The sequence below is a fragment of the Serratia sp. BNK-10 genome, from assembly GCF_047456065.1.
Taxonomy (GTDB): Bacteria; Pseudomonadota; Gammaproteobacteria; order Enterobacterales; family Enterobacteriaceae; genus Serratia; species Serratia ureilytica.
Map to the genome: position 1 here is coordinate 5107147 of NZ_CP179894.1, position 12940 is coordinate 5120086.

Genomic DNA, 12940 nt, shown 5'->3' on the forward strand with positions numbered 1-12940 from the left:
CTTTTGCGTTTTAAGGGAGCTAACTGGTCAGTCCAGGTTAATGGAATGTTGATTTTATGCTTAACCTTTGTTGCTTGCCAGCCCGTTTAGGCAAAAGAGTCACGCGCGCGTTGGTGTCATGCTGAACGATATTGTGTAATCATACCCGGTGGGTGTGTACCGATGAAAAAATGGGGAAGTGTGTGTCAACCGCAGCAGTGATTAACAGAGAGTTGCTGGCCGAGCAGGTATTGCGCGATACCTTCGGCTACCAGCAATTCCGTCCGGGGCAGCAAACGATTATCAATGCCGCGATCGGCGGGCAGGATTGCCTGGTGGTGATGCCGACCGGCGGCGGCAAGTCGTTGTGTTACCAAATCCCTGCGCTGGTGATGGACGGCCTGACGCTGGTCGTTTCTCCGCTGATCTCGCTGATGAAGGATCAGGTCGACCAACTGTTGGCCTACGGCGTTTCCGCCGCCTGCTACAACTCGACGCAAACCCGCGAGGAGCAGCTGGACGTCATGGCCGGCTGCCGCAACGGCACCATCAAGATGCTGTACATCGCGCCGGAGCGGCTGATGATGGAAAGCTTCCTCAACCTGCTCGATCACTGCCCGCCGGCGATGCTGGCGGTGGATGAGGCGCACTGCATCTCCCAATGGGGCCACGACTTCCGGCCGGAATACCGAGCGCTGGGGCAGTTGAAACAGCGCTTCCCGTCGATGCCGGTGATCGCGTTGACCGCCACTGCCGACGAAGCCACGCGCGGCGATATCGTGCGTCTGCTGTCGCTGCAGGATCCGCTGGTGCAGGTCAGCAGCTTCGACCGGCCGAACATCCGCTACACGCTGGTGGAAAAATTCAAACCGCTCGACCAGCTGTGGCGCTTCGTACAGGATCAGCGCGGCAAGAGCGGCATTATCTATTGCAACAGCCGCGCCAAGGTGGAAGACACCGCCGCGCGCCTGCAAAGCCGCGGGCTGAGCGTCGGCGCTTATCACGCGGGGCTGGACAACGATCGCCGCGCCCAGGTGCAGGAAGCGTTCCAGCGTGACGATCTGCAGGTGGTGGTGGCCACCGTCGCCTTCGGCATGGGCATCAACAAACCCAACGTGCGTTTCGTGGTGCATTTCGACATCCCGCGCAATATCGAATCCTATTATCAGGAGACCGGCCGCGCCGGGCGCGACGGCCTGCCGGCCGAAGCCATCCTGCTGTACGATCCGGCCGACATGGCCTGGCTGCGCCGCTGTCTGGAGGAGAAACCCGCCGGGCAACAGCTGGACATCGAGCGTCACAAGCTGAACGCCATGGGCGCTTTCGCCGAGGCGCAAACCTGCCGTCGCCTGGTGCTGCTCAACTACTTCGGCGAAGGCAAGCACGAAAACTGCGGCAACTGCGATATCTGCCTCGATCCGCCCAAGCGCTACGACGGGCTGGAGGATGCGCGCAAGGCGCTGTCTTGCGTGTACCGCGTCGGCCAGCGCTTTGGCCTCGGGTACATCGTGGAAGTGCTGCGCGGCTCCAACAATCAGCGCATTCGCGAATACGGTCACGACAAGCTGCCGGTGTACGGCATCGGCCGCGATCAAACCACGGAGCACTGGACCAGCGTGCTGCGTCAGCTGATCCACCTGGGCTTTATCACCCAGAACATCGCCATGCACTCGGCGCTGCAATTGACCGAGGCGGCGCGTCCGGTGTTGCGCGGCGAGGTGGCGCTGCAGCTGGCGGTGCCGCGCATTCAGAGCCTGAAGTCGCGCAGCAGCGCCAACCAGAAATCCTACGGCGGCAATTACGATCGCAAGCTGTTCGCCAAGCTGCGCAAACTGCGCAAGTCGATCGCCGACGAAGAAAACATTCCACCCTACGTGGTGTTCAACGACGCCACGCTGCTGGAAATGGCCGAACAGATGCCGATCAAGGCCGGCGATCTGCTGAGCGTCAACGGCGTGGGGCAGCGCAAACTGGAGCGTTTCGGCGCGCCCTTTATGGCGATGATCCGCGACCATCTCGACAATGACGAAGACTGAGGGCGATAAATCATGCTGATGCTGTTTCTCACCGTGGCGCTGGTGCATCTGATTGCGCTGATGAGCCCGGGGCCGGACTTCTTTTTCGTGTCGCAGACCGCCGCCAGCCGCTCGCGCCGCGAGGCGATGATGGGCGTGGTCGGCATTTCGCTCGGCATCGTGGTATGGGCCGGCGTGGCGTTGATGGGGCTGCATCTGATCCTGCAGAAGATGGCCTGGCTGCATCAGATAATCATGGTCGGCGGCGGCATTTACCTGTGCTGGATGGGGTGGCAACTGCTGCGTTCCGCGCGGGCGCAGCAAGCTCCGCCGGCGGCAGAGGCCCAGGTGGCGTTGCCGAAGGCCGGGCGCAGCTTTATTCGCGGTTTCTTGACCAACCTGTCCAACCCGAAAGCGGTGATCTATTTCGGCAGCGTGTTCTCGCTGTTCGTCGGTGACAGCGTCGGCGCCGGGGCGCGCTGGGGGCTGTTCTTGCTGATCGTCGCCGAGACCTTCGTCTGGTTCAGCCTGGTGGCGGTGGTGTTCGCGCTGCCGGCGATGCGCCGCGGTTATCAGCGGTTGGCCAAGTGGATAGACGGGGTGGCTGGCGTGCTGTTTACCGGCTTCGGGTTACACCTGATCTTTACCCGCTAACCGGCAGTGAAATGCCCAAGGCCGAGCAGCGATGCCCGGCCTTTTTTGTCAGGCTTTGCGGGCGGTCGCCAGCAGCCCCGCCACCAAAATGAACAGCGAACCGAACACCCGGTTGAGCAGCTGCATTTGACGCGGGGTCTTCAGCCAGCCGGCGATGCGTGTCGCCAGGGTGGCGTAACCGATCATCACCAGAATATCCACCACCACGGTGGTGACGCCGAGCACCAGATACTGTTCGGCCTGCGGCTGATGGGGCAAGATGAACTGAGGGAACAGCGCGGCGAGGAACACGATGCTTTTCGGGTTGGTCAGGTTGACCAGCACTGCGCGGCGGAACAGGCGGCGGCGCGGCATGCTGCCCGCCAGCGCATGCAGATCCAGCGCGCCGGCGGCGCGCCATTGCTGGATGCCGAGCCACACCAGGTAGGCGGCGCCCAGCCATTTCAGCAGCTCGAACGCCAGCAGCGATTGCGATATCAGCGCGCCGAGGCCGATGCCCACCAGCACGATGTGCGCGCTCAGCCCGACCTGCAGCCCGGCGATTGACGCGGCGGCGCCGCGATAGCCGTGGCTGATGCCGGTGCTCATGGTGTTGATGGCGCCGGATCCGGGGGAGAGGCTAAGGATAAGCGTGGTCAGCAGGTAGGTTAACCACCAGTCCAAGGTCATGGTTCTCGGCTCCCTGAAAGTGTCGTTTTGTGCCACAATGCGCCGAGGCGGCGCCGTTTTTTGTCAGAATTGAATCACAATACGCTAGTATGATTTCTTGTGCCAGCGGTCACATTTTCCGCCGGCTCCACAGGGAAAACGCTCTCGATGACCTCGTTCACTCTCAGCTCCGATGACTGGTTAACGCGTGAAACGCAGTTCGCTGCCTTCGCCACCGGGCCGCTGCTGGATTTCTGGCGGCAGCGCGAAGAAGGCGAGTTCAGCGGCGTGGACGGCGTGCCGATCCGTTTTGTGCGTTTCCGTTCCGCGCGGCATCAGCGGGTGGTGGTGGTCAGCCCCGGCCGCATCGAAAGCTACGTGAAATACCCTGAGGTGGCCTACGACCTGTTCCACTGCGGTTACGACGTGGTGATCGTCGATCATCGCGGCCAGGGGCGCTCCGGGCGTTTACTGGCGGATACGCACCGCGGTCATGTGGTAAACTTTGCCGACTACGTGGACGATTTCGAGCAGCTGTGGCTGCGCGAGGTCGAGTCGCGCGGTTACCGGCAGCGTTTCGCGCTGGCGCATTCGATGGGCGGCGCGATCCTGGCGCAGTTCCTGCAGCGCCGGCCGCAGGCGTTCGACGCGGCGGCGTTTTGCGCGCCGATGTTCGGCATCCAGCTGCCGATGCCGGGCTGGCTGGCCGACCGCATTCTCGACTGGGTGGAGACACGCCCGGCGATCCGTGATTATTACGCGGTGGGCACCGGCCAGTGGCGTCCGCTGCCCTATGTGGTCAACGTGTTGACCCACAGCCGCGAGCGCTACCGGCGCAGCCTGCGTTATTACGCCGACTATCCCGAGCTGCAGGTGGGCGGGCCGACTTACCATTGGGTGCGTGAGAGCATCCGCGCCGGCCGGCAGATCATCGCGCAGGCCGGGAAAATCACAACGCCGCTGTTGCTTTTGCAGGCCGGTGAAGAACGGGTGGTCGACAACCGTTCGCACCAGGCTTTTTGTCAGGCTCTGTCAGACGCGGGGCGCCCTTGCGAAGGGGGGCTGCCGTGGGTTATCAACGGCGCACGCCATGAGATCCTGTTCGAGCGGGACGCGATGCGCGCCGAAGCACTGAACGCAATCCTGCGCTTCTTTGCTCAACACTTAGGCGGCGCGCTGCCGCCGACAACTCCATCAGAGGTTAGAACATAACGCTATGTATCACGTCGTCGCTTCCGATTTAGATGGCACGCTGCTGTCTCCCGACCATACCCTGTCGCCGTACGCCAAAGAAACGCTGAAGTTGCTGACCCAGCGCGGCGTGCATTTCGTGTTCGCCACCGGCCGCCACCACATCGACGTGGCGCAGATCCGCGACAGCCTGGAAATCAGCGCCTTTATGATCACCTCCAACGGCGCGCGGGTGCACAACACGGCCGGCGAGCTGATCTTCAGCCATAACCTGGACGGGGATATCGCCCGCGATCTGTACGGCATGCTGCACGACGATCCGCAGATCACCACTAACGTCTACCGCAACGACGATTGGTTTACCAACCGCGAAAGCCCGGAGCAGGAAGAGTTCTTCCAGGAGTCGGTGTTCAAATATCAGCTGTTCGAGCCGGGCCTGCTGGAAACCGACGGCGTCTGCAAGGTTTACTTCACCTGTGAAGACCACGAGCGATTGCTGCAGGTGGAAGACGCCATCAACGCCCGCTGGGGCGATCGGGTCAACGTCAGCTTCTCGTTCCCGACCTGCCTGGAAGTGATGGCGGGCGGCGTGTCGAAAGGGCATGCGCTGGAAGAAGTGGCCAAGATCATCGGTTATACGCTGCAAGAGTGCATCGCCTTCGGCGACGGCATGAACGATCTGGAGATGCTGTCGATGGCCGGCAAGGGCTGCATCATGCGCGATGCGCATCAGCGCCTGAAGGATATGCTGCCGGAGCTGGAGGTGATCGGTTCCAATGCCGATAACGCGGTGCCGCACTACCTGCGCAAGATGTTCCTCTGAAATAACCTTTAAATAATCAGGGCGCCTTGCGGCGCCCTTGTTATTACTTGTGCTGGCCCTGCTTCTGCAGGAACTGCACGCCCTTGTCCGGGAAGTCGGTGAACACGCCGTCGACGCCGGCCTGGTTGTAAATCACGTCATACAGCTGGTTTACGTCGGTCACGTACTTCGGCAGCGCATCGGCGCGGATGGTGAACGGGTGCACCGCCAGCTTGCTGGCGTGCGCTTCTTTCACCATGTCGGTCAGCACGATGTGGCCCGGTTTGGATTGATCCGCCACCACCAGCATGTGGTAGTCCGGCCCGATGCCGTCGGCATACTGAGCGATTTTCTTCATCGCGCCCGGTTTGAACATCCAGTCATAGTCGTATTCCACCCACTTGCCGTCGGCTTTCTGCTCGTAGGTTTCCTGCCAGTCGTTGTAGGCGATCAGCTGCACCAGCTTCAGATCCATGCCCAGCTTCGGCTCCAGCTCGTTCTTGATGCGTTTGAGCTCGTTGGCGTCGAAGCACTGCAGGTAGACGTTGTCGTTCTTGCCGGTGTAGCCGTACTGCTTGAGCACCGCCAGCACTTTGCTGGAGATGTCTTTGCCTTCCTGCTTGTGGAACCAAGGCGCTTTGATTTCAGGATAGATGCCGATGTTTTTGCCGGTCGAATGGTTCAGACCCTGTACGAATTCGATCTCTTCCTGGAAGGTGTGGACGCGGAAGTCGGATTTGCCCATCGGGAAGCGGCCAGGGTAGCCCTGTACCTTCTTGCCGTTTTCGATGTCAAAGCCTTCGGTGAACTTCAGCGATTTGATCTCCGCCAGCGTAAAGTCGATGGCGTAATAACGGCCGTCTTTGCGTGCGCGGTTCGGGAAACGTTCGGCGACGTCGGTGACGCGATCGAGGTAATGGTCGTGCAGCACCACCAGCTCGTTGTCCTTGGTCATCACCAGATCTTGCTCGAGGTAATCGGCGCCTTGCGCGTAGGCCATCGCCTTCGCCGGCAGGGTGTGTTCCGGCAGGTAGCCGCTGGCACCGCGGTGGGCGATCACCACTTTGTCCGCCGCCTGCGCGGCGCTGACCATTGAGGTGGCGAGAATGATCCCTGTCAGCAGGGCTTTGACTTGAGTCCGCATTCCGTTTTCTCCGTGTTGTTGGGGGCAGGGTAGTAAAAAGGCCGCAGGGCGGCCTTTAAATCATGCAAAAGTCGTGTGACGGTTAGCCGCGCTTGCCGGCAGCGATTTCCGCGTGGTGTTTCTTCTCGTTCAGCATGGTCAGCAGCAGCAGGATAACCGCCAGCACGCCGCCGCCGATCATCACCATGAAGCCGCCGTCCCAACCGAAGAAGTCTACGGTGTAACCGACGATGGCGCTGGCCGCAACCGAGCCGCCCAGGTAGCCGAACAGGCCGGTGAAGCCCGCGGCGGTGCCGGCGGCTTTCTTCGGCGCCAGCTCCAGCGCGTGCAGGCCGATCAGCATCACCGGACCGTAGATCAGGAAGCCGATGACCAGCATACAGATCATATCCACGGTCGGGTTACCGGCCGGGTTCATCCAGAACACCACGGTGGCGATGGTCACCAGCGTCATGAAGAACACGCCGGTGGCGCCGCGGTTGCCTTTGAACACTTTGTCCGACATCCAGCCGCACAGCAGGGTGCCCGGGATACCGGCGTATTCATACAGGAAGTAGGCCCAGGAAGACTTGTCCAGCGCGAAGTGCTTCACTTCTTTCAGGTAGGTCGGCGACCAGTCCAGAATGCCGTAACGCAGCAGGTAGACGAACACGTTGGCGACCGCGATGTACCACAGCAGCTTGTTCGGCAGGATGTACTGCATGAAGATCTGCTTGGCGGTCAGCTCTTCTTCGTCTTTTTCGCTGTAGTCGTCCGGGTAGTCGTTTTTGTACTCTTCAATCGGCGGCAGGCCGCAGGATTGCGGGGTGTCGCGCATCAGGCCGAAGGCGATCAGGGCCACCAGGATGGCGCCGAAGGCCGGCATGTACAGCGCCGCGTGCCAGTCGTTGAACCAGGCCATGCCCAGCAGGAACAGCAGCGGCGGCAGGCCGCCGCCCACGTTGTGGGCGCAGTTCCAGATGGAGACGATGCCGCCGCGTTCTTTCTGCGACCACCAGTGCACCATGGTGCGGCCGCACGGCGGCCAGCCCATGCCCTGGAACCAGCCGCACAGGAACAGCAGGACGAACATGATGGCGATGCTGGAGGTTGCCCACGGCACGAAGCCCATGAACAACATCACCGCCGCCGCCAGGATCAGGCCGGCAGGCAGGAACACTCGCGGGTTGGAACGGTCGGAGACCGAACCCATGATGAATTTGGAGAAGCCGTAGGCGATGGAGATGCCCGACAGCGCGAAGCCGAGGTCACCGCGGCTGAAGCCTTGTTCGATCAGGTAAGGCATGGCCAGGGTGAAGTTCTTACGCACCAGATAGTAGGCGGCGTAACCGAAGAAGATCCCCAGGAAAATTTGCCAGCGCAGCTTACGGTAGAGCGGGTCTACCTTATCGCTCGGCACACGGGCGATGTGTGCGGCCGGCTTAAAAATACTCAACATGAGCGCCTCCGATGGCTTTATCTGTTATCACATCAATATGACCTTTTACGTTCATTTGATGATTGAGCGGATATCGAATGTGGTGTTTTTGTGTTCCATAACGAGCGCCATTGTCATCAAATACGCCTGGTGTCGCTGTGACGAATGGCGCAATTGTTACACTTTCATGAAACCACGGCGGATTTTGAGCGATTCGTTAACGTTATGAAATAGAAAAACGTCCAAAAATCGTGATTATGATCACATTGATGGTTTTTTGTGGACATTTTTATTTCGTTTCATGTTCGTTATTGTTCCTTATCAAACAAAGACCCCAATAACCGTGGCTCAATAGGCTCATAACTACCGATCCTGAGGGAGCGACATGAGCAGCTATTTTGACGGCGGCGAAACGGATGTGATCATCATCGGCGGCGGCGCCACCGGCGCAGGCATTGCCCGCGACTGTGCGCGGCGCGGCTTGCGATGCATTTTGCTGGAGCGCCACGACATCGCCACCGGTGCCACCGGCCGCAACCACGGTTTGCTGCACAGCGGCGCGCGCTATGCGGTGACCGACGGCGAGTCGGCGCGCGAATGCATAGAAGAGAACCGCATCCTGAAACGCATCGCGCATCACTGTATCGAGCGCACCGACGGGCTGTTCATCACCTTGCCGCAAGACTCGCTGGACTATCAGCAGCAGTTTATCGCCGCCTGTCGCCAGGCCGACATCGACGCCGAAGCGATCGACCCGCAGCTGGCGCTGCGGCTGGAGCCGGCGGCTAACCCGGCGCTGATCGGCGCGGTGCGGGTGCCGGACGGCACCGTCGATCCCTTCCGGCTGACCGCCGCCAATATGCTGGACGCGCGCGAGCACGGCGCGCAGATCCTGACCTACCATCAGGTGGTGGGGTTGCTGCGCAGCGGCGATCGGGTGACGGGCGTGCGCGTTTACGACCATCAGAATCAGCGGCGCTATGAGCTGCACGCGCCGGTGGTGGTCAACGCCGCCGGTATCTGGGGCCAGCAGATCGCCGAATACGCCGATTTGCGCATCCGCATGTTCCCGGCCAAGGGAGCGCTGCTGATCCTCGGCCATCGCATCAACAACATGGTGATCAACCGCTGCCGCAAACCGGCGGACGCCGACATCCTGGTGCCGGGCGACACCATCTCGCTGATCGGCACGACCTCGACCCATATCGACTACGACCAAATTGACAACATGCTGGTGACCCCGCAGGAGGTGGACATTCTGATCCGCGAAGGGGCGCTGTTGGCGCCAACCCTGGCGCAGACCCGCATTTTGCGCGCCTATGCCGGGGTGCGGCCGCTGGTGGCCAGCGACGACGATCCCAGCGGGCGCAACGTCAGCCGCGGCATCGTGCTGCTCGATCACGCCGCCCGCGACGGGCTGGAAGGGTTTATCACCATTACCGGCGGCAAGCTGATGACCTACCGCCTGATGGCGGAGTGGGCCACCGACAAGGTATGCGAAAAGCTCGGCGTAAATAGTCCGTGCACCACCGCGCAGGACGCGCTGCCCGGATCCCGTCAGTCGGCGGAGGAAACGGTACGCAGCGTGGTTTCTCTGCCCGCCAGCATTCGCGGCTCGGCAATTTACCGCCACGGCGATCGCGCCAGCCAGGTGCCGGCGGCCGATCGGCTCGACACCAGCCTGGTGTGCGAATGCGAGGCGGTGACCGCCGGGGAAGTGCGCTATGCGGTCAACTCGCTGACCGTCAATAACCTGGTGGATCTGCGCCGCCGCACCCGCGTCGGCATGGGCACCTGCCAGGGCGAACTCTGCGCCTGCCGCGCCGCCGGGCTGTTGACGCGCTTTAACGTCAGCACGCCGCAGCAATCCATCGCGCAGCTGTCGCAGTTCCTCAACGAACGCTGGAAAGGCGTACGGCCGATCGCCTGGGGCGATGCGCTGCGCGAGAGCGAATTCACCAGCTGGGTTTACCAGGGATTATGCGGGCTTGAAGCCCAGGCTGACCAGGAGCAGGAGGCGGATGATGCGATTTGACGTCGTGGTGATTGGCGGTGGTCTGGCGGGCCTGAGCTGCGCCATTGCCGTGGCCGAACAGGGCAAGCGCTGCGCGGTGGTCAGTTCTGGCCAGAGCGCGCTCTACTTCTCCTCCGGCTCGCTCGATCTGCTGGCGAGATTGCCGGACGGCACGCCGGTCGAGATGCCGCTGGCGGCGTTGCCGCAGCTGGCGCAACAGGCGCCGCAGCATCCGTACGCCCTGATCGGACCCGGCCGGGTGGCGGCGCTGTCCGCCGCCGCGCAGCGGCTGCTGGAACGCTGCGGGTTGAATCTGCAGGGCGAGGGGGTGAACAACCATCTGCGCATCACGCCGCTCGGCACGCGCCGCGCCACCTGGCTCAGCCCGCAAGCGATCCCGACGCTGCCGCTGACCGGCCAACTGCCGTGGCGGCGTATTGCGGTGATCGGCATCGAAGGGTTCCTCGACTTCCAACCGCAGATGGCCGCCGACGCCCTGAGCCGCGAGCTCGGCGTGCAGACGGACGTGGCCTATCTGCACATGCCGGCGCTGGACAGATTGCGCAATAACCCCAGCGAGTTCCGCGCGGTGAACATCGCCCGGGTACTGGATTTGATGGAAAGCCTGCCGCCGATGGCCGAAGAGCTGCGGCGGCTGGCGGGCGAGGCCGAGGCGCTCTTCCTGCCGGCCTGTCTGGGTCTGGAGGACGACGCGTCGCTGGCGGTGCTGCAGGATGCGGTCGGCAAGCCGATCCGACTGCTGCCGACGCTGCCACCTTCGGTGCCCGGCATGCGCTTGCATCAGGCACTGCGGCGGCGTTTCCAGCAGTTGGGCGGCGTTTTCATGCCGGGCGACAGCGTGCTGCGCGCCGAGAGCGAGGCCAGCCGCGTCACCGGTTTGTACACCCGCAACCACGGCGATATTCCGCTGCGGGCGCAGCAGGTGGTGCTGGCCAGCGGCAGCTTCTTCAGCAATGGGCTGGTGGCCGATTTCGACGGGGTGCGTGAGCCGATCTTCGGGCTGGACGTACACAGCCGGGCGGATCGCGCCGACTGGAGCCGACGCGAGCTGTTCGCGCCGCAGCCTTACCTGCAGTTCGGCGTGCGTACCGACGGCAGGTTGCGGGCGATGAAGCAGGGAGTGCCGTTCGACAACCTGTACGCCATCGGCGCGGTCGCCGGCGGCTACGATCCGCTGCAGCAGGGCTGCGGCGCCGGCGTGTCATTGATCGGCGCGCTGCACGTCGCGCAGCAGATCGCCGCGGAGGAGAACGTATGAGCCTGCATCGGGATCACAGCTTTGAAAGCTGCATCAAATGCACCGTCTGCACCACTTACTGCCCGGTCGCCAAAGTGAACCCGCTCTACCCGGGGCCGAAACAGGCGGGGCCGGACGGCGAGCGGCTGCGGCTGAAAGACCCGGCGCTGTACGACGAAGCGCTGAAATACTGCACCAACTGCAAGCGTTGTGAAGTGGCCTGCCCGTCCGACGTCAAAATCGGCGACATCATTCAGCGCGCCCGCGCCGACTTCGCCCAGAGCAAGCCGACGCTGCGCGATGCCATCCTCAGCCATACCGATATCATGGGATCGCTGTCGACGCCGTTTGCGCCGATCGTCAACGCCGCCACCGGGTTGAAACCGGTGCGCAAGCTGCTGGACAAGGCGCTGAAGATCGACCACCGGCGCGAACTGCCGAAATATTCCTTCGGCACCTTCCGCCGCTGGTACCGGCAACAGGCGCAGGCTCAGCAGCGTTACGCCGAGCAGGTGGCATTTTTCCACGGTTGCTTCGTCAACTATAACCACCCGCAGCTGGGCAAGGATTTGGTCCGGGTGTTCAACGCGCTGGATATCGGCGTGCAACTGCTGAAACGCGAGAAATGCTGCGGCGTGCCGCTGATCGCCAACGGGTTTATCGACCAGGCTAAAAAGCAGGCCAGGGTCAATGCCGAAGCGCTGCAGGAAACGGTGCTGGAGCGCGGCATTCCGGTGGTGGCGACCTCATCGAGCTGCACCTTCACCCTGCGTGACGAATACCCTCATCTGCTGGACGTAGACACCACTGCGGTGCGCGATCGGGTGGAGCTGGCGACGCGCTATCTCTATCGCCTGATCAATCAGGGGCGCAGCCTGCCGCTCAAGCGCACGCCGCTGCGGGTGGCTTATCACACGCCTTGCCATATGGAGAAGATGGGCTGGACCGCCTACACCCTGGAGCTGCTGCGGCAGATACCGGGGCTGGAGCTGGTGGTGCTGGATTCGCAGTGCTGCGGCATCGCCGGCACTTACGGGTTCAAATCGGAGAACTACGCCACGTCGCAAGGCATTGGCGCGCCGCTGTTCCGGCAGATAGAAGAGAGCGGAGTGGATCTGGTGGTGACCGACTGCGAGACCTGCAAGTGGCAGATCGAAATGTCCACCAGCAAACGCTGCGAACATCCGATCACCCTGCTGGCGCAGGCGTTGGCATAAAGACTCAGGGGCCGGCGAACCGGCCCCTGCGGGATTACTGCTTCAGCTTCAGGGTGGAGATGATGCCTTCGGCTTCAGTCTGCGCCTGCTGCTGGTTGTCCGCCGGCAGCGTCACCTGAATGGTCAGCATGTTGTTGTTCAGCGAACCGATCAGGACGGAAGAATAGGCTTTCTCGCCGCCGCTGGTGATGATGCTGTCCAGCTGACGCAGTGGCACGCCGTTGACGTCGAGCGCTTTGTTGGTGATCACCTGCAGGTTGGCGTCACGCGCGCGCTGGGTGTTCTCCAGGCGCTTGGCCAGGGTCTCCAGGCTGTCGGCGGTCTTGTCGCCCAAGATGACGATCACTGCGCGCTGGCCGGTGCTGTCTGCGTAAACATGCATGTTGTTGGCCTGGTTGCCCAGCTTGCCGCTCTGATCCGCCATGCCGACCGGCAGGGTGAACGCCAGTTTACCGTCCAGCAGGCTCACCTGCTGCCCGGCCGGCGCGCTGGCCGCCGCGCCGTCTGGCGCTGCCTTGGTGTCTTTGGTGTTGCCGTCGCAGGCCGCGAGGCCAAGCGCCAGCAGGCTGATACCCATCAATTTCGCTACTTTACGCATCGG

General features: G+C 62.3%; 11 protein-coding genes. 7 read left to right on the forward strand and 4 right to left on the reverse strand.

The window, feature by feature from the left end; all coding sequences use genetic code 11:
- Positions 1-182 precede the first annotated feature (182 nt).
- Both recQ and rhtC read left to right on the forward strand, forming a co-directional pair.
- Positions 183-2015, forward strand: coding sequence for an ATP-dependent DNA helicase RecQ (gene recQ / locus ACMGG9_RS24460; RefSeq protein ID WP_046688049.1), 1833 nt, complete (start codon positions 183-185; stop codon positions 2013-2015).
- A 12-nt stretch (positions 2016-2027) separates the two neighbouring features.
- Positions 2028-2648, forward strand: coding sequence for a threonine export protein RhtC (gene rhtC, locus ACMGG9_RS24465; protein ID WP_033645015.1), 621 nt, complete (start codon positions 2028-2030; stop codon positions 2646-2648).
- A gap of 48 nt (positions 2649-2696) precedes the next feature.
- Here rhtC and rhtB read toward each other — a convergent pair whose 3' ends face one another.
- Positions 2697-3317 carry a homoserine/homoserine lactone efflux protein gene (gene rhtB, locus ACMGG9_RS24470; RefSeq protein WP_033645013.1) on the reverse strand — a complete coding sequence of 207 codons (621 nt, stop codon included), beginning with the start codon at positions 3315-3317 and terminating at the stop codon, positions 2697-2699.
- A 147-nt stretch (positions 3318-3464) separates the two neighbouring features.
- Between rhtB and pldB the strand changes: the two genes are divergently transcribed.
- Entirely contained in the window at positions 3465-4508 is a 1044-nt protein-coding gene (gene pldB / locus ACMGG9_RS24475) for a lysophospholipase L2 (protein ID WP_033645012.1), read from the forward strand.
- 4 nt (positions 4509-4512) lie between these two features.
- Complete coding sequence (gene yigL / locus ACMGG9_RS24480) at positions 4513-5310, forward strand: sugar/pyridoxal phosphate phosphatase YigL (protein ID WP_033652427.1); 798 nt, start codon at positions 4513-4515, stop codon at positions 5308-5310.
- A 43-nt stretch (positions 5311-5353) separates the two neighbouring features.
- Here yigL and glpQ read toward each other — a convergent pair whose 3' ends face one another.
- Positions 5354-6433, reverse strand: a complete 1080-nt coding sequence (gene glpQ / locus ACMGG9_RS24485) for a glycerophosphodiester phosphodiesterase (RefSeq protein ID WP_025304882.1) — start codon at positions 6431-6433, stop codon at positions 5354-5356.
- 82 nt (positions 6434-6515) lie between these two features.
- Entirely contained in the window at positions 6516-7871 is a 1356-nt protein-coding gene (gene glpT / locus ACMGG9_RS24490) for a glycerol-3-phosphate transporter (protein ID WP_033645009.1), read from the reverse strand.
- Positions 7872-8235: 364 nt separating this feature from the next.
- On the opposite strand from glpT, the gene glpA reads away from it, so the two are divergent.
- The 3 genes from glpA to glpC are packed head-to-tail and all read left to right on the forward strand — an operon-like array spanning position 8236 to position 12339.
- Positions 8236-9885 (forward strand): anaerobic glycerol-3-phosphate dehydrogenase subunit A, encoded by a 1650-nt coding sequence (gene glpA, locus ACMGG9_RS24495; RefSeq protein ID WP_033645008.1) that lies wholly within the window; start codon positions 8236-8238, stop codon positions 9883-9885.
- On the forward strand, positions 9875-11143 hold the full coding sequence (glpB, locus tag ACMGG9_RS24500) for a glycerol-3-phosphate dehydrogenase subunit GlpB (RefSeq protein ID WP_089195354.1): 1269 nt from the start codon (positions 9875-9877) through the stop codon (positions 11141-11143). Before glpA ends, glpB begins: the two co-directional genes overlap by 11 nt.
- On the forward strand, positions 11140-12339 hold the full coding sequence (gene glpC / locus ACMGG9_RS24505; RefSeq protein ID WP_414161788.1) for an anaerobic glycerol-3-phosphate dehydrogenase subunit GlpC: 1200 nt from the start codon (positions 11140-11142) through the stop codon (positions 12337-12339). Before glpB ends, glpC begins: the two co-directional genes overlap by 4 nt.
- 34 nt (positions 12340-12373) lie before the next feature.
- Here glpC and ACMGG9_RS24510 read toward each other — a convergent pair whose 3' ends face one another.
- Positions 12374-12937: a DcrB family lipoprotein gene (locus tag ACMGG9_RS24510; RefSeq protein ID WP_025304887.1), complete on the reverse strand. Its 564-nt coding sequence runs from the start codon at positions 12935-12937 to the stop codon at positions 12374-12376.
- Positions 12938-12940 lie beyond the last annotated feature (3 nt).